The 23,574-nt window shown below is 61.8% G+C and carries 17 protein-coding genes; 11 read left to right on the plus strand and 6 right to left on the minus strand.

Translation table 11 applies throughout. From position 1 onward, the window contains the following. Window positions 1-180: 180 nt before the first annotated feature. The 6 genes from K7B09_RS00365 (at window position 181) to queD (ending at window position 12,232) form a co-directional block, all read left to right on the plus strand. The gene (locus tag K7B09_RS00365; RefSeq protein ID WP_223625388.1) at window positions 181-3,054 is read left to right on the plus strand and encodes an SNF2-related protein; all 2,874 of its coding nucleotides are present in this window, start codon (window positions 181-183) and stop codon (window positions 3,052-3,054) included. A gap of 79 nt (window positions 3,055-3,133) precedes the next feature. Beyond that, window positions 3,134-4,135 carry a hypothetical protein gene (locus K7B09_RS00370; protein WP_223625392.1) on the plus strand — a complete coding sequence of 334 codons (1,002 nt, stop codon included), beginning with the start codon at window positions 3,134-3,136 and terminating at the stop codon, window positions 4,133-4,135. Then, a complete protein-coding gene (locus K7B09_RS00375) occupies window positions 4,132-5,016 on the plus strand; it encodes a hypothetical protein (RefSeq protein ID WP_223625397.1) in 885 nt (294 codons plus the stop codon). The genes K7B09_RS00370 and K7B09_RS00375 overlap by 4 nt, the downstream gene beginning before the upstream one ends. Window positions 5,017-5,056: 40 nt before the next feature. Continuing rightward, window positions 5,057-8,293 carry a DNA methyltransferase gene (locus K7B09_RS00380; RefSeq protein ID WP_223625400.1) on the plus strand — a complete coding sequence of 1,079 codons (3,237 nt, stop codon included), beginning with the start codon at window positions 5,057-5,059 and terminating at the stop codon, window positions 8,291-8,293. Window position 8,294: 1 nt separating this feature from the next. Then, window positions 8,295-11,651, plus strand: coding sequence for a DEAD/DEAH box helicase family protein (locus tag K7B09_RS00385; RefSeq protein ID WP_223625404.1), 3,357 nt, complete (start codon window positions 8,295-8,297; stop codon window positions 11,649-11,651). Window positions 11,652-11,875: 224 nt separating this feature from the next. Next, window positions 11,876-12,232, plus strand: a complete 357-nt coding sequence (gene queD, locus K7B09_RS00390; RefSeq protein WP_223625408.1) for a 6-carboxytetrahydropterin synthase QueD — start codon at window positions 11,876-11,878, stop codon at window positions 12,230-12,232. A gap of 46 nt (window positions 12,233-12,278) precedes the next feature. Here queD and K7B09_RS00395 read toward each other — a convergent pair whose 3' ends face one another. Together K7B09_RS00395 and K7B09_RS00400 are read right to left on the minus strand one after the other, a co-directional pair. Beyond that, window positions 12,279-14,498, minus strand: a complete 2,220-nt coding sequence (locus K7B09_RS00395; protein ID WP_223627669.1) for an ATP-binding protein — start codon at window positions 14,496-14,498, stop codon at window positions 12,279-12,281. Between the two features lie 44 nt (window positions 14,499-14,542). Beyond that, on the minus strand, window positions 14,543-16,243 hold the full coding sequence (locus tag K7B09_RS00400; RefSeq protein ID WP_223625411.1) for an EAL domain-containing protein: 1,701 nt from the start codon (window positions 16,241-16,243) through the stop codon (window positions 14,543-14,545). A 313-nt stretch (window positions 16,244-16,556) separates the two neighbouring features. Between K7B09_RS00400 and K7B09_RS00405 the strand changes: the two genes are divergently transcribed. From K7B09_RS00405 to K7B09_RS00425, 5 genes are read left to right on the plus strand one after another with little or no spacing between them, the layout of a single operon-like run. After that, window positions 16,557-17,321 (plus strand): DUF6776 family protein, encoded by a 765-nt coding sequence (locus K7B09_RS00405; protein ID WP_223625416.1) that lies wholly within the window; start codon window positions 16,557-16,559, stop codon window positions 17,319-17,321. Window positions 17,322-17,352: 31 nt separating this feature from the next. Then, window positions 17,353-17,724, plus strand: coding sequence for an iron-sulfur cluster insertion protein ErpA (erpA, locus tag K7B09_RS00410; RefSeq protein WP_223625419.1), 372 nt, complete (start codon window positions 17,353-17,355; stop codon window positions 17,722-17,724). Then, window positions 17,700-18,647 (plus strand): NAD(+) diphosphatase, encoded by a 948-nt coding sequence (gene nudC, locus K7B09_RS00415; protein WP_425507837.1) that lies wholly within the window; start codon window positions 17,700-17,702, stop codon window positions 18,645-18,647. The genes erpA and nudC overlap by 25 nt, the downstream gene beginning before the upstream one ends. A 58-nt stretch (window positions 18,648-18,705) precedes the next feature. Continuing rightward, the gene (locus K7B09_RS00420) at window positions 18,706-19,983 is read left to right on the plus strand and encodes a DoxX-like family protein (RefSeq protein ID WP_223625426.1); all 1,278 of its coding nucleotides are present in this window, start codon (window positions 18,706-18,708) and stop codon (window positions 19,981-19,983) included. A gap of 1 nt (window position 19,984) precedes the next feature. Further along, window positions 19,985-20,455: a DUF2269 family protein gene (locus tag K7B09_RS00425; RefSeq protein WP_223625430.1), complete on the plus strand. Its 471-nt coding sequence runs from the start codon at window positions 19,985-19,987 to the stop codon at window positions 20,453-20,455. Here the strand turns inward: K7B09_RS00425 and K7B09_RS00430 are convergent. The 4 genes from K7B09_RS00430 to K7B09_RS00445 form a co-directional block, all read right to left on the minus strand. After that, window positions 20,452-20,886 (minus strand): DUF2752 domain-containing protein, encoded by a 435-nt coding sequence (locus tag K7B09_RS00430; protein ID WP_395648945.1) that lies wholly within the window; start codon window positions 20,884-20,886, stop codon window positions 20,452-20,454. The genes K7B09_RS00425 and K7B09_RS00430 overlap by 4 nt on opposite strands. Window positions 20,887-20,889: 3 nt before the next feature. Then, window positions 20,890-21,165, minus strand: coding sequence for a CD225/dispanin family protein (locus K7B09_RS00435; RefSeq protein ID WP_223625433.1), 276 nt, complete (start codon window positions 21,163-21,165; stop codon window positions 20,890-20,892). After that, entirely contained in the window at window positions 21,162-21,497 is a 336-nt protein-coding gene (locus tag K7B09_RS00440) for a hypothetical protein (RefSeq protein ID WP_223625436.1), read from the minus strand. Before K7B09_RS00440 ends, K7B09_RS00435 begins: the two co-directional genes overlap by 4 nt. A 157-nt stretch (window positions 21,498-21,654) precedes the next feature. Beyond that, a complete protein-coding gene (locus K7B09_RS00445) occupies window positions 21,655-23,559 on the minus strand; it encodes an MFS transporter (RefSeq protein WP_223625439.1) in 1,905 nt (634 codons plus the stop codon). Between the last annotated feature and the right edge of the window lie 15 nt (window positions 23,560-23,574).

Consider the following 23,574-nt stretch of genomic DNA (forward strand, 5'->3'; position numbering starts at 1 on the left):
TCGCTGCTTGCCATTGTTCCGATATGTCGGTAGATCATCCAAAACTACCGACGGGATGGAACAGGTTGGTGGTGAGTTGGTTCCGCATGGCTCCGCTCGCGAAGGACGGGTCGCCACGCGACCGGGCAGGCGGTTGCCGAGGGAGCCCGAATCATTCGCGATTAAGTCAGGGGGCTCGGTGTGCTGACCAACCATCAAGCGAAATTTTTCGCCTGGGAACTGACCCGCCGCCGACGTGGTGGTGATCTTGATCGTATCGGTCAAGCCTTGTTTGACGCCGCAGTGGATCTCAATCCGCACCAGATCGAAGCGGCGCTTTTCGCCTTGGCAAATCCGTTGTCAAAAGGTGTCTTGCTGGCGGATGAAGTCGGACTTGGCAAGACCATCGAGGCTGCGTTAGTTCTTGGTCAGTACTGGGCAGAGCGTCGTCGACGGCTGCTGGTGATTTGTCCCGCGTCGCTTCGCAAGCAGTGGGCAACCGAGCTTGCGGAGAAGTTCCACTTGCCGACCCAGGTGCTGGATGCGGCGACCTGGAGCAGGGCACGCAAGGGCGGCGTCTACAACCCGCTCGACCAGGATGTCATCAGCATCGTGTCGATCCACTTCGCAGCGCGGATGGAACGGGCCATCGGTGACATTCCCTGGGACCTTGCGGTGATCGACGAGGCCCACAAGCTGCGCAACGCCTATCGCGAAAGCCATCACACGGGTCAGGCCATCAAGCGAGGCCTTGCCGGCGTCCGCAAGTTGTTGTTGACGGCCACGCCGCTGCAGAACTCCCTGCTCGAGCTCTATGGCCTGTCCACGATCATCGACGACTACCTGTTCGGGGACCGGGTCAGCTTCCGCTCCAGGTACATGCGCGGCGACGCGGATATCCCGGCGTTGCGTGCACGCCTTGCGGATTTCTCTAGGCGGACGTTGCGGCGCGATGTCCTGGAGTATGTGCAGTACACCCAGCGCAAGCCCCTGACGGCCCCGTTCGCGCCCGGGGAAGACGAACAGCGCGTATACGACCTCGTATCGGGTTACCTGCTCCGTGAGGACGCTTATGGCATCCCGACCCGGCAGCGACATCTGGTGGGCTTGATCCTGCGCAAGCTGCTGGCGTCATCGACCGAGGCGGTGGTCGCCACCTTGGAAGCCATTCGTTCTCGCCTTATGCGGTTGGAGGAGCGGCTGCCGCAGCAGGGGGATTGGTTGGCCGAGCTCATTGAAGCCGAGGAAATTGACGCCGACGCCGTGGATGAATCGGATGAGGATGCCGATCTGCAGGGCGACGACGGCGCTGTCGGGTCCGAGTCCGACGACATTGATCGGGACAAGCTGCGGGCCGAGATCGTCGAGCTCGAAAATTACCTGCTGATCGCCCGTTCGGTACGCGAGGACCGAAAGTCGTTCGCCTTGCTCGAGGCACTCGAGACCGGGCTGCAGCGCATGGCCGCAATGGGTGCGCCGCGCAAGGCGGTGATCTTCACCGAGTCGGTGCGCACCCAGGACTATCTGGCGAGCTTCCTGGAACGCCATGGTCACGCTGGGCGGGTGGTTAAGTTCAGTGGACGCGCCTCGGATCCGGGCCTTAACGGCATCTACCAACGATGGCTGGCCACCTATGCCGGGTCGGATCGGGTGACGGGGAGTCCCGCCATCGACCGCCGGACGGCCGCGATCGATCATTTCCGCGACCAGGCCGACATCCTGATCTGTACCGAGGCCGGCGCCGAAGGCATCAACCTGCAGTTCTGTTCGCTGGTAGTGAACTACGACCTGCCTTGGAATCCGCAGCGCGTGGAGCAACGAATCGGGCGTTGCCACCGCTACGGCCAGAAGCACGATGTCGTGGTGGTCAATTTCCTCAACCAGCGCAACGCGGCCGACCAGCGTGTGCTGGAGCTGCTGTCCGAGAAATTCCAGTTGTTCGACGGCGTGTTCGGGGCTTCCGATGAAATCCTGGGCCGCATCGAGTCCGGCACCGACATCGAACGCCGGATCGCTGAGATCTACGACACCTGTCGAACTCCGGCACAGATCGACGCCGCGTTTGCGGCGCTGCGCCAGGAACTGGAGGCGCAGATCGAGGCAAGGATGCGCGAGACCGAGGAGGCCCTGCTGGCAACGTTCGACGCTGGGGTGGTCGAGCGATTGCGCCTGAATCGTGACCAGGCCATTGTTCAGCTCGACCGCATCACCCGCCTGTTCTGGCGCCTGACCCGGCACATGCTTGCCGATCGGGCGCGGTTCGATGATGACAACCTGTCGTTCGACCTGGATCGGCCCCCGGTGCAAGCGGTGCCCGATGGGCGGTACCACCTGATTCGCAAGGGACAGCCGGCTCCCGAAGAGGGCCATGTCTATCGCCTGTCGCATCCGTTGGGGGAGTTCGTACTCGATAGCGGTCGTCGGCTCGAGACGCCGTTGCGCGAGTTGACCTTCCGGCTTGCGTCGGTCACGCCTCGGGTCGCCGTGCTCGAGCAATTGCGGGTGAAGTCGGGTTGGCTGGAGCTCAACGTTCTGGAGCTGGAAAGCTTCGAGCTGGAGCAGCACCTGGTGTTCAGTGCGCAGGCCGACGATGGTGCGTGGCTGGATGCGGAAGCCTGCCAGCGATTGCTTGAGCTGCCGGGCGAAGAAGCACAAATCCCGCCTCATGCCACGCTGCCGGACAACTTCGAGGCCAACGTTCGCCGCCAGATCGCGGCGGCCCTGGCCCGGGCGTTGGAAGAAAACACCGCCTACTTTCAGGCCGAACGCGAGAAGCTGGACCAGTGGGCGGAAGACCAGCTCTTGGCGGCGGAACAGTCCATGCAGGACACGCGTGTCCGCCTGCAGGACGCCAAGCGCCGCGCGCGGACGGCAGCCACCATCGAGGAACAGGCGAGCATCCAGGAGCAGGTGAAGGCGCTGGAACGCCAACAGCGTCGCCAGCGGCAGGACATCTTCGATGTCGAAGATGCCATCGAGGCCAGGCGCGATGCCTTGATTGCCGCGCTCGAGCGGCGGTTGAACCAGAGCAGCCACAGCGTTCCCTTGTTCCGGGTGCGCTGGCGCCTGAGCTAATTACATGCAGAGTAATAAATTACTTGCAGAGTTATATTTTATGTGCAGAATGACCTCGGGATAACGTCGGAGTCACACCGTGTCCACTCCGCTACACGCCAGAACCCTGCGCAACCTGCGCAATACCCGCGACCTGAGGGCAGAAATGCTGTCGCTGGCTGCGGAGCTTGCTGCCGATAGCCAGGCCGAGGGGCAGGTGCGGGTGATCGATTCCGCCATCACCGAGGCGACCATCCGCAAGGAATGGGACACCTTGTTGCCGGCCATCGCGCCGAAGGTGCGAACACGCATGGCCTTGGTAGTGGACGAGACGGAGGCGACGTCCGTCAATGAGGCACGAAGCAAGGAAAGCGGCCTGGTTTCGCTGGACAAGCCAAACTACCTTTTCGAGGTGCTGCGCTTGTTGCTGGGCGCAAGCCTGGAGAACGACGGTCCACAGCGCGAGGCCGGCATCGCGGCGCATATCGAAGGCAAACAGGTCGGACTGGTCGAAACACTTGGCGCTTCGATCACGCCTGTCCGCAGCGCCCTGAGTGCACTTCGAGATGCCGGTCTGATTCGAGACCTGCGCTGGTTGGAGATCGCGCCGCAGGATCTGTCGATGGAGCAACTCAGCCGCATGGGTGCGTTGCCGCAGACGCTGCGGTTCCGATTCGAGCGTGGTGCCGGCATCAAGCCGCCCGCTGACCTTGTCAAGCGCGCGCTGCCGCTGCTGGGGCCGGATGGGCCACCGAGCTGGTGCTCGTTCGCTCTGTCAGGCACCCCTGTCGCCACGCAGGATGTGCCCGTGCTGGATCTGGCCGGCACGCCACGTCTGGATCTGGTCGCACATGTGGACCGTGATGCCAGGGCATTCGACGCGAATGTATTGCGCCTGCTGGATGATGGCCTGGAGTTCGAACCGAACATGCTTGCGCCTGCCCCCGTCGTCGTGACCCTGGTCCGGGCTGGGACACAATTCGTGCGCGATGCGGGCATCGGCCGCACCCGCTGCGCCTATGAATGCGACGTCTTCCTATCCTTGCTCGACATGGGTCTTCGCGAGCAGGCGATCCACTACGCCAAGGCGGTACGGGCATGAATCGGCCGCTTCCGGGCCTGGACGCCGCATCGCTCCTGCAACGCGTGGCAACCCGTGTCCCGGCCTCGTTGCGCGCTCATGTGGTTGTCATCGGCAGTATCGCCACGGCCTGGGCCTTTCGCGATGTCTCGGGGACCCACATGGTGGCCACCAAGGACATTGATCTACTGTTGCGCCCTGCGGTGGATGCCGTGACCACGGCGGAATCCCTGGGCAAGGAATTGCTGGAAGATGGCTGGGAACCACGCTATCCCAACGGGATCGCGCCCGGGAATGCGGCAACCCCAGACAATGAGCTCCCTGCCCTGCGTCTGAGCCCACCCGATGCAGGGGACGCCTGGTTCGTGGAACTGCTGGCAGAGCCGCCGACCGGACAGGTCGCGCGCAAGCACTGGCGACGTATCCACACCGCGACGGGTGATTTCGGCCTACCCAGCTTCCGCTACATGGGCGTTGCCGTGCATGGGGCTGACGTGCTCGATTCCGGCCTGCGTGTCGCACATCCCCCCAGCATGGCGTTGGCACACCTGCTGGAACATGCCGAACCCGATCGCACGCCGATCGCAGGCTTGCCGGGCAACCCGCCGCGCTTTACCAAGGATGTGGGCCGTGCCGTGTCCCTGTGGTGGCTGGCGCGCGAGCAGTCCCCGCTAGCGGACTCGCAGTGGCTGGCAGCGTGGCAGGCCGCATTGGGCGCGCTGTTCCCGGGCCGCGAACAGGCGATGCAGGCCGCTGCCCGCGCCGGCCTGGAAAGTCTCACCGATTACCTGCGCGAAGCCCACGCCATCGCCTTGAACGGCGTGCTGGCGCCGCATGGCACCACGCTGGACGCCTACCGCCGTGCCCATGCCAGCCTGCTGGACCTGATCGATCGACTTTGACCGTGGCGCCTGCGGGCGCCCACCGATGGAAAGAACTCCGATGACCGACCCCAATCCCGCCAAGTTCAACAAGCTCGTCACCCTGTTGCGCGAGTTGTTCCAGCTCGACCAGCCGGATCTGGACTTCGGCATCTACCGGATCATGCACGCGAAGGCTGACGAGGTGACGAAATTCCTTGATCGCGAGCTGCTCCCACAGGTCAAGGACGCATTCGCCAGTTACCAGTCTGCTGACAGCGCGGAGTTGAAAAAGACGCTCGCGGAGAGGGAGGCGCAGTACCAGGCAGATGGCGTGGACCCATCCACCGTACCGGGAATCCAGAAGCTGCGTGAGCAGCTCAACGGCGCGGTGGACATCGGCGCGCTGGAGAACGAGACCTACGACCACCTGCACAGCTTCTTCCGCCGCTACTACAGCGAAGGCGATTTCCTGGCCAAGCGCGTCTACAAGCCCGGCGTGTACGCCATCCCATACGAAGGCGAGGAAGTCACCCTGCACTGGGCCAACAAGGACCAGTACTACATCAAGACCAGCGAGTACCTGCGCGACTACGCCTTCCGCTTGAAGCCGGAGGCGGGGGAGGGTGCGGACGCCATGCGTGTGCACTTCAAGCTGGTGGATGCGGCCGAAGGTGAGCACGGCAACGTCAAGGCGGCCGAGGACAACAAGCGTGTGTTCGTGCTGGCGGCGGAGGACTTCATTGCCCTGCGGGATGGCGAGTTGGAGCTCCGCTTCGAATACCGCCCGGCCACCCTGGACGACTGGCCCGCAGACCAGCGCGACGGCAAAAAGAAGCCTCCCGCGCAGAAGGAGCTGCTGGAGCAGGCCGAGGCCCGGATCAAGGCTGCCGACGGCGCGTTCGCCGATTGGCTGGCGGAACTGGCCAAGCCGCACATCAAGGCCGACGGCGAAGCGGCAGGCTACTCACGCCTAGCGGCGCACCTGCGCCGATACGCCGCACGCAACACATTCGACTACTTCATCCATAAGGATCTGGGTGGCTTCCTGCGCCGGGAGCTGGATTTCTACATCAAGAACGAGGTCATGCACCTGGATGATGTGGAAAGCGACACTGTGCCGAAGGTGGAGCAGTATCTGTCCAAGATCAAGGTGATTCGTCGCATTGCCGGCAAGATCATCGACTTCCTGGCGCAGTTGGAGAACTTCCAAAAGAGGCTGTGGTTGAAGAAAAAGTTCGTGGTCGGCAGCGACTGGCTGGTGGCGGTGTCGCAGGTGCCGGACGAACTGTTGCCAGAGGTCTGCGCAAACGCCGCGCAGCTCGAGGAATGGAAGGAGCTGCACTCGTTGCACGAGCTCCCGGCTGACGTCACTTTGCCTGCCTATAGCGAGCCGCTGACGCCGGCCTATCTGCGCGCGTACCCGGCCTTGATGTGCGATACGCGGCATTTCTCTCGTGGATTTATCGATGACGTCTTGGCGACAGAGGATGCGCTGGATGAGGCTATCAGCGGTCTCTTGATCAACTCGGAGAACTCGCAAGCATTGAATTTTTTGGTTGGACGCTTTGCGGGTCGGATTCCCGTTGTATACATCGATCCCCCCTACAACACGCCGTACTCAAAAATTCTCTACAAGAACAACTACGAGCATTCGTCTTGGCTTTCATTGATGAGCAATACGCTGCCAATGGTAGAGAAACTTTGGGCGCCTTCATTTAGCTTCGGGCTTGCGATCGATGACTATGAAATGGTCAAGTTGTCCATGCTCCTTGACTCTACTTTCCCGGCGCTCTCTCGATCCACAGTGGTGGTCAACCATCATCCTCAGGGGTCAGGAGGGCGGCTGTCCCGTACGCACGAGTATCTGCTTCTCGTTAGTCCAAACGATGCGCCGATATACAGCGGTGCATCGCTTGGAGATGAGGACGAGGATCGAAACTTCATGCGAAGTGGCACGGCAGAGAACAACTATAGGCATGGTCGCTGGAGGAGCTTCTATGCCTTGCTGCAAGATCCAGAAACCAAACGGATTGTCGATACGGAGGAGCCTGTTCCGCTTGGGCAGCCATATCCGATGGATTCGACTCGCGACGGCCTAATTCGCATCTACCCAGTCAATTCTAGGCGTGAGGAACGAGTGTGGAGATCAAGTTTCGAGACTGGAAAAGATCGCGCAAGGAATGGTGAGCTTTGGGTGTCTGATCGTGGGGCTGTGTATCAATCTATCGAGCATGAGAATCGGCGACAAACGATTTTCAGCAACTGGATTGGTCCTGAGTTCAATGCAGGTACAAACGGAACACAGGTGCTGGCTGACATGGGGCTCGCAGGTGAGTTCGACTACCCGAAGTCACTTGGAACGATGCAGGCCGCGCTGTGGGCACAAAGCTACGGCTCGCGGGACTTTGCGGTGCTCGACTACTTTGGTGGATCTGGCACCACCGCACATGCGGTGATCTCAATGAATCAGAAGGACGGAGGCGCGAGAAAGTTCCTAATGGTTGAAGTGGGAACTCACTTTGATCGTGTCCTCGTGAAGAGGGTAAAGAAGGCGGCCTTTGCGACTGAGTGGGCCAACGGGACTCCTTCGCTGGTTGTTTCGACCCAGGAGGCCGAGCGCAGCCCGCGCCTAGTCAAAGTCCTTCGTCTGGAATCGTACGAAGACACGCTCAACAATCTCGCCCTGCAACGCAGCGTCCAGCAACAAGGCGTGTTGGAACTGGGTTCCGCGCAAGGTGCTGATGGCCTGCGCGAGCAGTACCTGCTGCGCTACCAGTTGGACGTGGAGTCCAAGGGCAGCCAGTCCCTGCTCAATGTCGGTGCCTTCGCCGATCCGACCGCCTACAAGCTACTGGTCAAGACCCCGGGCAGTGACGAAAGCCGCGAAGTCAACGTCGATCTGCTGGAGACCTTCAACTGGTTGCTGGGCTTGACCGTTCAGCACATCACCGCGCCGCGTAGCTTCAACGCCGCCTTTCAGCGCGATCGCCAAGGCCGCCTGCAGCTCGACGGCCGTCTGCGGCAGGACGCCGAAGGGCCGTGGTGGTTCCGCACCGTCACCGGCACCACCCCGGAAGGTCGCAAGACCTTGGTGGTCTGGCGCAAGCTCACCGGCAACGCCGAGCAGGACAACTTGGTGCTGGACACCTGGTTCAGGGACAAGCAGGCCTACTCCGTGCGCGGCAGCGAGTTCGACCTGATCTATGTGAACGGCGATAACACGCTGGAGAACCTGCGGGTGGATCCCGAGACCTGGAAGGTTCGCCTGATCGAGGAAGACTTCCAGCGCCTGATGTTCGACGGGACGGACGCCTGACATGCCGCGCGGACGCCCCCGCGGAAGTGCCACCGCTGCCGCCGCACCGGCACGCGCCCCGCGCGCGCGCCGCGCACCTGCACCCGCGCCGGTTCCCTTCGAGCAGTCCTTGGTGATGAACCAGTGGCTGTTCGGCCTGTTTGGGCTGGACAGTACCGACGGGTACTACCAGATCGATGCCCACCGCAAGGTGTCGCTGCTGGAGGCGTTCAAGCTGCGCTTCCAGGTCAACGAAACCAGCGAGGAAGGCCTGGACGCGGACAACATCCATCGCTTCCACCATGCCTTGGTCAATCAGATCACCGGTGAGCTTCCCGGCATCACCAAGGACGAGCTGCTGAAGTTCGACCAGAACATCGTCCGTCACACCCTGGCCCTGAACGAGCAACGCGAAGTCCGCCGCGAGCGCCCGATCGTCTGGAAGTACTACCAGTACCTGTCCCTGCTGTTCGTCGAGATCTACCTGGACCGGTATTTCCGTGATCCGAAGGCGCTGTCGCAGGCCATCAATGCGCAGATCGTCAAGTTCAACGAAGGCAAGCCGGAGGCGCAGCAACTGCCGCCGTTGGACGAGGGCCGTGACGCGGCGCTGGGCCTGAACAAGCTGGCCCTGTGGTGCGCGACCGGCAGCGGCAAGACCCTGCTGATGCACATGAACCTGCGCCAGTACCAGCATCATCTTGCAGCGCACGGCAAGGCCGGTACGCTCAACCGCATCCTGCTGTTGACCCCGAACGAGGGGCTGAGCCACCAGCATCTGGAGGAGTTCGCCGCGGCCGGCATCGAGGCCGAGCTGTTCGACAAGAACCCCCGTGGTCTGTTTGCCGGCAAGGCGGTGGAGATCATCGACATCCACAAGCTGGCTGACGACATGGGCGACAAGACCGTCGCCACCGAGTCTTTCCTGAGCGGCAATCTGGTGCTGGTGGACGAAGGCCATCGAGGCGCGGCGGGCGGCGAGGACGGCAAGTGGCTGACCCGCCGCGACCAGCTTTGCGAGAACGGGTTTTCCTTCGAGTATTCGGCCACCTTCAAGCAGGCGGTCAAGGGCGATGCCAGGCTGACCCGGCGCTATGCCCGCAGCATCCTGTTCGATTATTCCTACCGTTACTTCCACGGCGATGGCTACGGCAAGGAGTTCCAGATCCTCAATCTGGACCAGCACGTTGCCACGCGCCATCGGCACCGGTACCTGATCGCCTGCCTGCTGGCTGCCTATCAGCAGCGACGCCTGTACGACGACCGGCAGGTGCAGATGCAGGCGTTCAACATCGAACGCCCGCTATGGATCTTCGTCGGCGGTCGCGTCACCAAGGGTTTCAACAAGGACGAGGCCTCGGATGTCGTCGAGATCCTGTGCTTCCTGGCCGAGTTCGTGCGGGATCGCGCCGGCTCACAGCAGGCGCTGGATACGCTATGGCGGGACGGTTTGACGGGAGATGGCGGGACCAATGTCTTTGCCAATCGCTTCGGGTATCTGAGCGAGCTGTCGCCCGAGCCTGCGGCACTGTTCGACGACATCTGCGCCCGTCTGTTCAATGCACCGGGCGGCGGTGCGCTGCATGTGGAGTACCTGAAAGGCGCCGACGGCGAACTGGCCTTGAAGCTCGGCAACAACCCCCCGTTCGGGGTGATCAATGTCGGTGATGCCAAGAAGCTGCATGGCATCTGCGAGGAAACCCCGGGCCTGGTTGCCGAAGAGCGGGATTTCGCAGGCTCGCTGTTCCGTCGGATCAACGACCGCGGCAGTGCGATCAGCCTGCTCATTGGCTCGCGCAAGTTCACCGAGGGCTGGAACAGTTGGCGGGTCAGCACCTTGGGGCTGATGAAGATCGGCAAGGGCGAAGGTGCCCAGATCATTCAGTTGTTCGGGCGCGGCGTGCGCCTCAAGGGATATGGGTTCAGTCTCAAGCGCAGCAAGGCCATGCGCCTGCCGCCGGGGGTGGAGCGCCCGCGCCATATCGACTTGCTGGAAACGCTCAACGTCTTCGGCATCCATGCCGACTACATGGCGCAGTTCAAGCAGTTCCTGGAAGACGAGGGGCTGCCGCCGGACACGGAGCGCGAGGAGATCGTCCTGCCCATCGTCCGCAACCTGGGCACCCACGCGCTCAAGATCATCCGCCTGAAACCAGATATCGAGGGCGTGCCGACAGCATTCGGGCGCGCCTATCGCGAACTTGCGCCAGTGCCGGAACTCGCGCCGCCGTCCGGCGATCGCGACCAATGGCTGTTGCGCAATCGGGTGCAACTCAACTGGTATCCCAAGATCCAGGCCATGAAGGCCAAGACCTTGGCCGGCGGCGACGGTGATGGGCAGCTCTACCGGGGCAAGCTGTCACGCGGCATCGTGGGGCTGCTGGACATCGACCATGCCTGGTTCGAGTTGCTGCGCTTCAAGCATGAGCGTGGCTGGCACAATTTCAATATCCCGCGGTCAGCCGTGCAGGCGTTGCTGGCGGACCAGGACTGGTATGACCTGCTGATCCCCGAGCAGGAGCTGGCTCTGGATCGCCTGGACAAGCTGCCGGTCTGGCAGGAGATCGCCGAGAGCCTGCTCAAGAAGTATGCAGAGCGGTACTACAGCTTCCGCAAGAAAGGCTGGGAAGAACCCCATCTGGAATACGCCACGCTGAGCGCGGACGATCCAAACTTCCCGGATGCCGGTGAAGGCGTGGGAGAGGAGCAGGGTGTGTACCGCGTCTCCGTGGAGAAATCCGAGACCGCACTGATCGACCAGCTCAAACGGTTGGGAGAGCAATTGCGTGCACGCGCTGCAGTTGCCGTTTCGCGTGTCCCTGGAGGTAGCAGGGCCTTCGTCGACATCCTGATGTTCAGGGATCACCTGTACGAGCCGCTGATCAAAGTCAGTGGCGCCAGTATTTCGGTGAAACCAGTCGCTCTCAATGATGGTGAAATGCGTTTTGTCGCTGACCTAAAAAAGTACTGCGAGGAGCATCCGGACGAGTTCCGCGAGAAGCCTCTGTTCCTGCTGCGGAACATGAGCCGCGGTCGCGGCATCGGTTTTTTCGAAGCCGGAAATTTCTACCCGGACTTCATCGTCTGGCGCATCGATGGCGACAAGCAGTGCATCACCTTCGTGGACCCCAAAGGCCTGCAGATGCTGCAATGGGACGGAGAGCCGAAGCTCGAGTTCTACAAGACGATCAAGGACATCCAGGCGCGCCTAGCGGACGAGAATGTGACCTTGCAGAGCTTTATCGTCTCGGCCACCAGCCAGGCAGATCTGCGCCTGAAGTGGCCGAAGGTCAGTGATGCAGAATATGCAGCCCGTAACATCTTGTTCGGTACGGACGAGGACTACATCGGGCAGTTGGTTGGATCAACAGTTGGCTAGCTCCTGCTATGTGCCAATGCAACCGTGTAACAATGTGCCACCGCACGGTGGTCAAGGTTCGTTGCGCTGACAGTAGGTTTGACGGTAACTCGAAGTTCTAATTCGCAAAAATCCTTTTGAAACAGGATGTTGCAGTTAGTATTACGGGGCACCCATACCACCAACGCATGAACCCTCAGCCCCGCACCTGCGGGGTTTTGTTTGCCTGCAGGACGAACGGCCCGATGGATATCTTCAAGCGTTTTACCGTTGAAGCCGCGCACCGGCTGCCAAATGTGCCGGACGGACACAAATGCGCGCGCCTGCATGGGCATTCATTTTCGATCGAGCTGCAGGTCAGCGGCGAGCCGGATCCAGAGCTGGGGTGGGTGATGGATTTTGCCGATCTCAAGGCGGCGTTCAAGCCGATCTACGAGCAGCTGGATCATCATTATCTGAATGAGATCGATGGGTTGGAAAACCCCACCAGCGAGCAGCTGGCGATCTGGATCTGGCAGCGCTTGAAGCCGCAGGTGCCGCTGCTATCGGAAGTGGTGGTGCACGAAACCTGCACCTCGGGGTGCCGCTACCGCGGGCGGTGATTGTGCAACCGCATGGCGCGCGCACCTGCCAGTGCGCGATGCCTGTTCAGTTGCTGAACAAGAGCGCGCGCAGGGCCACCCGGACTTGCGCAAATTCACTGACGATGCGTGCTACCGCCGGCCCCGGTTGGGTCATGGTGCCGTCGCGTGCGGCGTGTTCCAGATCGCGTGCGGCATCCGATAGGGTCATCGCGCCAACATTGGCACTGGACGATTTCAACGTATGCGCGGTGACCCGCAGTGCGATGGGGTCGATGTTCACCGCCGCCCGCTCCAACTGCGCGATCAGGCGCGGTGCGTCTTCCAGATACACGGCGATGATCTTGTCGACCTCGCTACCCAGTACTTCACGCAACTCGCCGAGTACCCGTTGATCCAGCACGGAGGGCGCACGTTGGGTGAGTTGTGCTGCCGAGGGCGTGGCTGCGGGGACCGGCATTGCACTGCTTTTCCAGCGCGTGATGCATTGTTCCAGCTCGACCTTGGTGACGGGCTTGGCTAGGTAGTCATCCATCCCGGCATCCAAGCATTTCTGACGATCGCCGGCCATCGCATTGGCGGTCATCGCCACAATCGGCAGGCGCCGCGTGGCTTTGCGTTCCTGCTCGAGTTCGCGCCAGCGCCGGGTGGCACTGTAGCCATCGAGTACCGGCATCTGGCAATCCATCAGTACCAAATCGAACTGGGCTTGATCCAGCTTTTCCAGCGCCACCTGGCCATTGCCGGCGGTTTCACATTCGGCACCCAAGACCTGCAGCAAGCGCTGCGCCACCATCAAGTTGACTGGATTGTCTTCCACCAACAGGATGCGCGGCTTGCCGGGGATCTCGTCCTTCGGTTTTTGTGCAGCCGGCGCCGGGTGTGGGTCTTGTTGCCCCCACGCCACCCCGGACGCAGACAGCACCGCACGCAAATCCGCATCTTCGGCATTGCGGGGAATCAGGGTGGCGTTCACAGGCAGGTCCAATGAGGTGGCTTCGTCGCCGCGCAGATACACCAAACGCACTTCGCCATATTGTTGCTTGCGTTCCATGTTGCGCGCCAGTGATACCGCTGTGCTGCGAATACTCATCAGATCCGCCAGCACCACCGAGAACGTCCATGGCTCGCCTTGGGTGTGGGCTTGGCGTAGCCGCTCCAGTGCATCCTGAGTATTTTCCACAGCGGTGACACGCAACCCCCAGTTGGGCAGCAGCATGGTCAGGCGCATGCGCAGACGTGTATCGGTGGTGATCAGCAGGACGCGGCCACCGTGCAAATCGCCCTGTTGCGCAGGCATGTCGCCTTGCACCTTGAGCAACGGAATTTCGAACCAGAATGTGGAGCCTTGACCGGGTTGCGACTGCACCCCGATCTTGCCACCCATCAGCGACACGATGCGCTGTGAAATCACCAGTCCAAGACCGGTGCCGCCATACAGCCGGGTGGTTGAGGCGTCGGCTTGGCTGAAGGCTTGAAACAGTTTGTCCTGGGTCGTGGCATCTATGCCAATGCCGGTGTCTTGCACTTCGAAGCGCAACATGTGCTGAGCGGCTGTTTCACCCAGGCGTTTGATGTTGACAGTGACATTGCCGCGCTCGGTGAATTTGATCGCATTACTCACCAGATTGCTCAGGATCTGGCGCAACCGCACCGGGTCGCCTCTTACCGGCAAGCGCACCGCCGAGTCGATATTCAGCCGCAGATGCAAGCCCTTGGCATCGGCCGAGCGCTCCATCAAGGTCATCACGCTACCCAGCAATTCGCGCAGGTTGAAGCCGGTGGTTTCCAGCTCGAGCCGATCAGCCTCCAGCTTCGAATAATCCAGGATGTCATCGACGATGCGCAGCAGCTGCTGTGCCGAGGCGGTGGCGGTCTTGAGAATTTCCTGTTGGTCAAGGCTGAGCTTGGAGGTGGACAGCAAATCCAGCATCGGGATGATGCCATTGAGTGGTGTGCGGATTTCATGGCTCATGGTGGCCAGAAACTCGCCCTTGGCCATGACTGCCGACTCCGCCGCTTGCTTGGCCTTGGTGAGTTCGATCTCCAGCGCGGTGTGGCGATCGAGCTCCTGTTGCAGCATGTGGATTTCGGCTTCTTTCTCGCGCGTGCGTTCGGCCTGATTGGACATCGCCTGCTCGCGGGAGCGGGTTGCCCATGCGTGTGCGGTGGTGGCAAACAGCGCCAGTAGCGCCAGCACCAAAGCAATCACCTGCCATGGGCCCTGCACACCCAGTTGATTGATCACCAAAGCAAGCGATGCGCCAGCGGCGGCCCCTAACGCCAGCCAGCGTGCACTCAACAGATTAAGTCCATCGGGTTTTACGGAATTCACAAGGCCGCACTCTGGAAGTCGAAATCAAGGGCTTGCTCTGGGCGTTGTACCAGATTGCCCTGAATGAAGTCGATGCCAGCCACCCAAAGCGCTGCTGCCGCCTGCGGATCTTCCACCGCCTGTCCAATCACTTGCAGGCCCAGCCGATGCGCCCGTTCGATGGCGGTGCGCATTTCATCCTGTAGTGCCGGTGGCAACGGTTGCCGGGCAAACTCGGACGATAGGCGCAAATAGCCCAGCGGCAGCATTTGTAGCAGCTGGTTGCCATCTTCGGTGCTGCGGAACTGGCTGAGGCAGAATTGCACACCCACCGGGACCAGTTGCTCGCAAAATTGTTGTAACAGCACGGTATGTACGACCGCGTCTTCTTGACGGATATCAATGACCAGTGAGGGGCCATCCACCCCGGCACGCTCGAGTGCTTGCTGCAACCAGCCGGCAAAGCCATCCTGGCCCAGCGTGCGCGGTGTTTGCGAGACAAACAAACGGACTGGCCGGCTTTCTGCGCGACGTTGTTGCAACAAGGCCAGTGCCCGCTCCATCACCCAGCGATCCAGTTGTGCCAGCAATCCTGCCGCTTGTGCTGCCGCCAAAAAATCCCCCGCCTTGCGCACGCTGCCATCGGCACCGTGCATGCGCACCAGCACCTGGAATTGTGCCTCGTCGCCACCGGCCACCGCGACCACTGGCTGAAATGCCAAATACAAGCCTTCACCGTTAGGGGCGAGCGCGGCACGCAGCTCGTCGATCAGGTTGTCGGAGGCGGTCAATTCTGGCGGCACGAAACCGGCAACACCGGCGGGCAGGGCATGGGCTTCGCGGGTGGCATCCTCGGTTGCGGCCAGCACGGCACCGGTATCGGCAAACGCATGCTCGAAACTGGCATACCCGATTGTGCAGCGCAGCCGCATCGGTTCGCCATCCACCAGGAAGTCGTGATACCCGATGCCATCACGCAGGCGGCGTGCGAAACCTTCCAGTGCGCCGTGTCCCAAATCGCGCACCACCACTAAAAATGCATTGTCACTGAGGCGAGCGGCAATCGCATGGTGTTCGAGCAAACTGCCCAAATGGGTGCCGGCGGCGTTGAACAAGCCATCCAGTGCGGCATAGCCGTAGCGGTTGCGCAGGGCGCTGGGGTTGCCCAGCTCCAGCAGTAGCGCACCTCCCCCCGTGCTGCGATGGCCAAGTTGGGTGGCCAGTACCTGCATCAGCGCATGTCGGGTGTGGAGGCCCGTCACCGGGTGGCGATCGGGCATGCTGTGCGTTTGCAGGCTTTCGTTGAGCGCGCGTGCACGGCGGATGCGGTTTTGCACCGCCGCAATCAAGTGGCGCGGCCGCACCGGCTTGAGAATGAAATCATCGCCCCCCTTGTCGAGCACTTCCAGCTCGCGTTCGGGATCTTGATCGCCGGTCAGGAACACAACCGGGGTGTGCGAAAACTGCGTGTGCTCGCGAATTTGCGTGGTCAGCGTGGTGCCACTGGTGCCGGGCATATGCAAATCCATCAGCACCAGATCGGGGACGAAGCGCTCCAGTGCTTCCATCATGCGCTCGGGAATGGCAACCACCTCCGCCTGCATCCCGGCACCGCGCAAAATGGCTTCGGCAAACATCGCTTGGCTGCGGTCATCCTCGACAATCAGGACGCGATAAGGGTTGCTGTCCGCCACGGCGGCAGGAAGTACGCTGCTCATAGTCCAATCTCCCCCTGGTTCGCCACGGTTGCGTATTCAGGTCTTGCAGTTGCAATCGCAGGTGCAAGCACCAACTTTGCGGCATTGGCGATAGCAGTCCAAGTGTGTCCGGGTGTGTCCATGCAGTGATTTTGACGCAAAAAGCCGTGCGAGTCGGCCTTTGTCAGCAATAAATCGGCCATCAAGATGGCAATGTCGACATCGCGTACCAGTAGCTGTGCCGTGCGCCGGTTGCAAATTCGCTTCCCTGTGCACTTGGCAGCTGGCGAGACCGTGCTTGACGGCGGGATTGCAACAGTGCGATATCGGCGTCATGTCTGTTCTGCGCCGCAAGCCCAGTGCAATGCCCAGTGCCCTGCCAAGCCCCAAGCGCAGCATGGTGGGCAGTGGCCACCCGAAGTTGGCCCAGCTATTGCTGGTGCTGCTGGCCTTGGGGTTGGGCGGGTGGGGCGCATGGCGCAGTTTTGCGCCGCAGCCCAGTAATGCGCGTGAACAACTGGTGGCACAGGCCACGCAAATTGCCAATTTGCAGCAGCAGGTCGCCAATCTGAGGCGGTCCGATCAAATCAGCCGGCAGGCGAATACCGACTTGCAGGGTACCTTGGCCGAGCGTGATGAAGAAGTGGCCGGTCTGCGCGCCGACGTTGCGTTTTACGAACGCCTGGTGGGCCCTACCGGGCAGCGCCGTGGCCTGGCCGCACAAGAGTTGAAGCTGGAACCGCAGGCCGACCCGCAGCTTTGGCATTTCGTCGCCACCCTGACCCAAACCCTGAACCGTGGTGAGATCAATGCAGGCAGCCTGCGGTTGGCGTTGGAGGTGACCGATGGCCAGCAGATGCGGCGCCTGGACTGGAATGTGCTGCGCCAGCAAGCCAATGCGCCCGGGATCGAGTATTCGTTCAAGTATTTCCAGCAGGTCAGCGGCGATATCGTGCTGCCGCGCGGGGTCAAGCCGGTGCGGGTGATCGCACGTTTGCAGCCGCAAGACGGTGAGTTGGTGGAAAATTCGTTCAGCTGGAGCAGCGTGGTGCCGTCGGCAGCCCCGGCAGTGGCATCCAGATTGCCCGACAAAGGTTGATTCACGCGGGGTCGCGCCCCATCCTTGGCGGATGGATATCGTCGTACTCGAACACGCCACGCCACCCCTGCCGTCGGCGCCTCTGCAATTCACCCCCGCTGCCGCTGCCAAAGTGCGCGAGCTGGTGGCCGAAGAAGGCAATGCCGCGCTCAAGCTGCGCGCGTATATCCAAGGCGGCGGCTGTTCCGGGTTTCAGTACGGATTCGAGTTCGATGAAGGCCAGAACGAGGACGACATCGCCATCGTCACCGACGGCGCAACCTTGTTGGTCGATCCGCTCAGCCTGCAATACCTGATCGGCGCCCAAGTCGATTACAGCGAATCCTTGGCCGGCGCGCAGTTCGTGATTCGCAACCCCAATGCCAAAACCACTTGCGGCTGCGGCAGCAGCTTTACGGTGTAAGCGTGACTCCGTTTGCCTTTGTCGATGGTGCACTGGATCGTGCCGACCACCTGCGGGATGACCCCGCCGCACTGGCGGAGGCGTGGCCGCAGGCCGGCATCATCGCGCTGGATGCCAGCGGGTGCGCGTTGCTGGATGCCGACGGCGCATTGCGCCAGTTTTCCGGCGCTGAACTGCCGGCTGGCCCCGACGAACACATTTTTCTGGGTCTGCGCGACGGCCGTGCGTGGTTTGCAGCCGATGCCGCCCACGTGCCAGCAGCGCGCACCGACAGTCTGGATCTGCGCCGCGCCGCTGCGGCGTGGCCGGCGTGGCAGGCCACGTTGTTTGCGCAGGCGCGTGCGCTGCAACACTGGCACCAGCGCTATCGCTATTGCCCCGCGTGTGGCGGCACATTGCAGTTTGTGCGCGCCGGCTGGTTGGCACGTTGCGCCGGCTGCGCCAGCGAGCACTACCCGCGCACCGATCAAGCCATCATCGCCGCGATTACCGATGGCACGCGCCTGTTGCTGGGCCGGCAAGCGAACTGGCCGGCGCGGCGCTGGTCGGTGGTGGCCGGCTTTGTCGAGCCCGGCGAAACCCTGGAGCAAACCATCGCCCGCGAAGTGATGGAAGAAACCGGCGTGCGCGTGCACACCCAAACCGCACGCTATTTGGCCTCACAGCCGTGGCCGTTCCCCGGTGCGCTGATGCTCGGCTTCATCGCTCACGCCGAACCCGATGCGCCACATGCCAGCGAAGAACTGGAAGACGCCCGCTGGTTTTCCGCCGACGAGGTGCGCGCCGGCTTGGCGCGTGACTGGCGCGAGGCCGATGGCGATGGCGAGGCGGAAGGCATCGTACTGTCTTCCCCCATCTCGATTGCGCGGTATGTGATCCAGATGTGGTTGGACGAGCATCAATCAGCCCGGAACGGGCAATGAATCTTGCGATGGGTGCCATGGTGTTCGGCGTCATTGCTGCATAACGGACAGGCTTGGCATGCAGACCGTCTTGCTGGTGGGTGGGCGCGGCTTTATCGGCGGCTTCATCAAGGCGGCATTGCGCAAACGCGGGTTTCGCGTGCGCGTGTTGGCTAGGTCGCAAGGGCGACAGTTGCTAGATGACGAAGTGGCGGGCGATCTGCTGCGGATGCGGCAGGCCCGGGATTGGACGCAGGCGCTGCAAGGCGTGTCGGTGGTGGTCAACGCAGCCGGCATCCTGCGTGAAGAGGGGCTGCAGAATTTTGAAGATGTCCATGTACGCGCACCGCTGGCATTGGCACAGGCATGTGCGGCTCGCGGCATTCGCTTTGTGCAAATCTCCGCGCTGGGGCATCCCGCTGATGGTGGATTCATCGAGAGCAAACACCGGTTCGATGCGCTGCTACTCGCGCTGCCGGTGGATGCGGTGGTGCTGCGGCCGTCGGTGGTGTATTCGCTGCGCGGCTCCTATGGCGGTACGTCGTTGCTGCGGGCGATGGCGGCATTCCCGTGGCGGCAATTGCTGCCCGGCGATGGGCATTGGGTGTTCCAGCCCATTTGCGCGGAGGACTTGGCAGACGTGGCTGCCGCGGCCTGCATGCAGGGTGAGCGCGGCATTTACCAGCTGGGTTGCGCGCAGCCCATTGCATTGCATCGATACCAATCCCGTTGGCGACGTTGGCTGCACATCGCAGGGGAGAAATCGTGGCGCGTGCCGTTGCCACTGGTGAAGCTGCAAGTCTGGATCGGGCAACTGCTGGGGCGTGGCCCGGTCAACCGCACTATTTGGGCGATGCTGGTGCGCGGTAACGTACTCGACGAAGGCGAGCAGCAGCGCGCATGCGCGGCATTTGGCGTACCCGTTCGCGATGTGGACGACGTACTGTCGGCAGCCCCCAGCCAGATGCAAGACCGGTGGGCGGCGCAACTGTACTTTCTGGCGCCTTGGTTGCAGTGGAGCGTGGTGGCGCTATGGCTGTGGTCCGGAGTAGTGGGCTTGACGACGCCGGCACGGGACATTGATGCCGTGGCGCAAGGCAGCCTGCTTGCACACGCGCATCCGGTGGCATTGGCGCGTGCTGCAGCGGTGTTGGATCTGGCTTTGGGGTTTGCACTGGCCGTGCATCCACGGCCGCGGCCTGTGGTGGTGTTGATGTGGATCAGCGTGGCGGCTTATTTGCTGGGGTTTGGCCTTGGGTTGCCTGCATTGTTTTTCGACCCGTTGGGCGGACTGGTGAAAAATATCGCCTTGCTGCCGATGTTGGCCGTGCTGTGGGTGTTGGCGGATCGGCGCTGAAATGGATTACCTGACCCTGAAGTGGATGCACATCCTGTCGTCCACCGCGTTGATGGGCACCGGGCTTGGCATCGCGTTCTTCATGTGGATGGCGCACCTCAGCTGCGATGCACGCAATATTGCGGCCACTGCGCGGATAGTGGTGATCGCTGATGCCGTATTCACCGCGCCCGCGGTGGTGGTGCAGTTTGTCACCGGCCTATGGCTGGCAAAGCTGTTGCATCTGCCGTTGGGTACGTTCTGGATCAAGACTGCGTTGATTCTGTTTGTGGTCACCGGGGCCTGCTGGTTGCCGGTGGTGTGGTTGCAAATCAAGGCTCGTGATCTGGCACGGCAAGCCGTCATCGCAGGTGCGCCGCTATCGCCTGTTTACAGGCGGGTGATGCGTTGGTGGTTCTGGCTGGGCTGGCCGGCATTCATCAGTGTGATCGCCATCTTTTGGTTGATGGTGCACAAGCCGTTGGGCGTCTAGCCTGGCGCAAGCAAGTTGAACGGGGACCACGGCAAATTACGCAGCACGCCATACCCCAGCAGCAGCCATAACCATAATCCGGGTCGAGCAAGCTGGCGCATGAGGGGTGTGCTCCATGCCGGGCGCCAACCTGCGGCATTGAGCGACATCAGGCCCAACAGGGGCAAGCTCACAACCAGCAGCGGGTTCATTGCCAGCGCGAGCCACACATCACCGTGCAGCAGGGCGTACAGGCAGCGTGTGCTGCCGCAGCCGGGACAATAGAGGCCGGTCAATGCATGCAACGGGCATGGCGGCAAAGCACTGTTGCCAACAAACGGGTCCAGCCGCGAAAGTACCCATGCAGTACCCGCCGCACCCAGCGCAAGCAGGGCGGTTGGCATCACGCGCAGCCATTTGCGCCGCGTATCGACTGCACCGGGGATGGGCATGGATCAGTGTGCGCCGCTGATTGCGCCAAGCATGGCCAGGCCACCGAAGAACATGAACCAGATCAAAATCAGCACGGGTCCGCTCAAGGCCGACCAGATGGCCCAGGTCTTGGCTTTGCGTGAAGCCTCCCACGCGCCGGCGATATCGCCAGCGGCACGCAGACCATCCACCTTCGAAGCGAACACGATCGACACAATGCCAAGCGGCAAGCAGCAAAAAAGCGTGGTCAGGATTGCCCAGACAAGGTTGTTGGGCACAACGGGGCTGTTGGTATTCACTCGAAAGTCCTTGTAGTGATGGAAGCTGCGGGAAAATGCGCATTGCAACTGTTGGCTGCAATCAGCGGTGAAGCGATCATGGCAATCAGCCAGCACAGCGGCCCGGTGAACAGGCCAATGATGACAAAGCTCAGCAGGATATTGATAAACAGCACACACCAATACCCGAACATGATCAGCAAGCCGGTCACCACATTGCCGGCATACAGATGGCCAATGCCAAAAATCTGGAACAAGCCGGGAAGGACTTCCAACAAGGCCGCCGTACCACCCGATTTTTGCGGGTAGTAGTAGTGATGCACCTGCTGCACAGGCGGCGGAGTGGTGTTCATGCGATCCCCTGAAAAAGAATGATGCGTCTGCTGTGCGCAAGCATCACCTGTTTGCGACAAGGGTAATCAATGTCGTGCCGGTTGACAAAGGGGCGGTTGCGGCTTTCCTTGGTGATTTATTGCGCAGGAATGTTGCGAAATAGCATTGTCGTCGCACTTACGCTGCATCCCCACGCAGCGCACGCACCTTCGCTTCCAGTAATTCCGCGCTGGCCGTGCTGCCTGTCACCGGCTCACCTGCCAAGACTTCGATCGGTGCGCGCAAGCGGCGCGGCACACGCATGCGGCGCAGGCGCGAATCCTGTTTGCTCCACATGCTGCCCCACATGTTTTTCAGCGCCATCGGCACCACCGGCACGTCCTGCCCGCGCAAGGCTGCACGCGCCAGGATCTTTTCAACGCCGGATTTGAAGGGTGCAATCTGGCCATCGCGGGTCAGTGCGCCTTCCGGAAAAATGCACACCAATTCGCCTTCGGCCAGCGCCGCATCCACTGCGTCGAAGGCCTGCTGCATCACTTGCGGGTCTTCGCGCGCACCGGCAATCGGGATGGCTTTGGCGGTCTTGAAGATCCAACGCATCACCGGCACGTTGAAGATCTTGTAATACATCACGAAGCGCGCTGGGCGCGGCGCGCAGGCCGACAGGATCAGCGCATCCATGTAGCTCACGTGGTTGCACACCAGCAGCGCCGCGCCGTCATCGGGGATATGTTTTTCGATGCCGTGCAATTTCAGCCGGTACAACGTGCGCACCATCACCCAGCTCATGAAGCGCATGAAAAACTCGGGCACGATGCTGAAAATCCACAACGCCACCAGCGTGTTGGCAATCGCCAGCGCGAGGAACAATTGCGGGATGCTCCAGCCCAGATAGCGCTGCACCGCGATGCCGATCAGCGCCGCCAGCACGATGAACATCGCGTTCTGGATGTTCATCCCGGCAATCACCTGCGCCAGTTCGTGTTTCGGCGTGCGGCTCTGGATCAGTGCAAACAACGGCACCACGAAGAAGCCGGTGAACAGGCCCACGCCCACCAAGTCGAACATGATGCGCCAGCTGCCCGGCGCATCCGCAAATTGCAGCACCGAAAGCCCGGCCGCCAACGCCTGCCCCGGCCGTGCGAAATACAGATCCAGCAAAAATGCGCTGATGCCGAACGCGCCCAACGGCACCAGCCCGATTTCCACCGTGCGCCCGGACAGCTTTTCGCACGACATCGAACCCACCCCGGCGCCCACCGAAAACAGCGCCAGTGCGAAGATGTACAGGTTCTGCGTGCCGCCCAAATTGGTTTGCGCATACACCGGCAATTGCGCGGTCAACACCGTGCCCACGAACCAGAACCAACTGACCCCCAGCACCGCGTTGCGCACCGCCAGCCGTTGCCGGGTCAGTGCCCAGATCCGCCGCGACGCCCGCACGATGTTCCAGTCCACGTTCAAGGACGGATCGCCGGCATCCACCTTGGGGATTTGCCGCGCCACCGTGTTGCCGGCCACCGCCATCGCAATCACGCACACCGCCGCCACCTGCGGCCCGTGGCTGCCGGCCAGCTGGAAAATCAGCCCGCCGCACACCATCCCCAGCAGGATCGCCAGCGACGTGCCCATCTCCACCAGCCCGTTGCCGCCGGTCAATTCCTCCGGCTTCAGCACCGACGGCAGGATCGAATATTTCACCGGCCCGAACAGCGTGGACTGCAGGCCGGTGCAGAACAGCGCGACCAGCAACACCACCATGTTCTGCAGCAGGAAGCCCACCGCCGCCAGCGACATGATGGCGATCTCCATCGAGGTGGTGATGACGATGAGTTTCTGTTTCTCCATCCGCGCGGCGATCTGCCCGGCGCTGGCCGAAAACAGGAAGAACGGCAGGATGAAAATCGCCGGTGCCAGGTTCGCATACAGCCCCATGTCGCTGCTGCTCACCGCCATGTATGCCAGCAGCCCGATGATCGCCTGCCGGTACACGTTGTCGTTGAACGCCCCCAGCGCCTGCACCGTGAAGTACGGCAAGAAGCGGCGCTGCGTAAGCAGATTGAATTGGCTATGGCCGGACATGCACATCCCCATGTG

The sequence above is a fragment of the Thermomonas beijingensis genome (assembly GCF_020034655.1).
In the GTDB taxonomy this organism is placed as follows: Bacteria; Pseudomonadota; Gammaproteobacteria; order Xanthomonadales; family Xanthomonadaceae; genus Thermomonas; species Thermomonas beijingensis.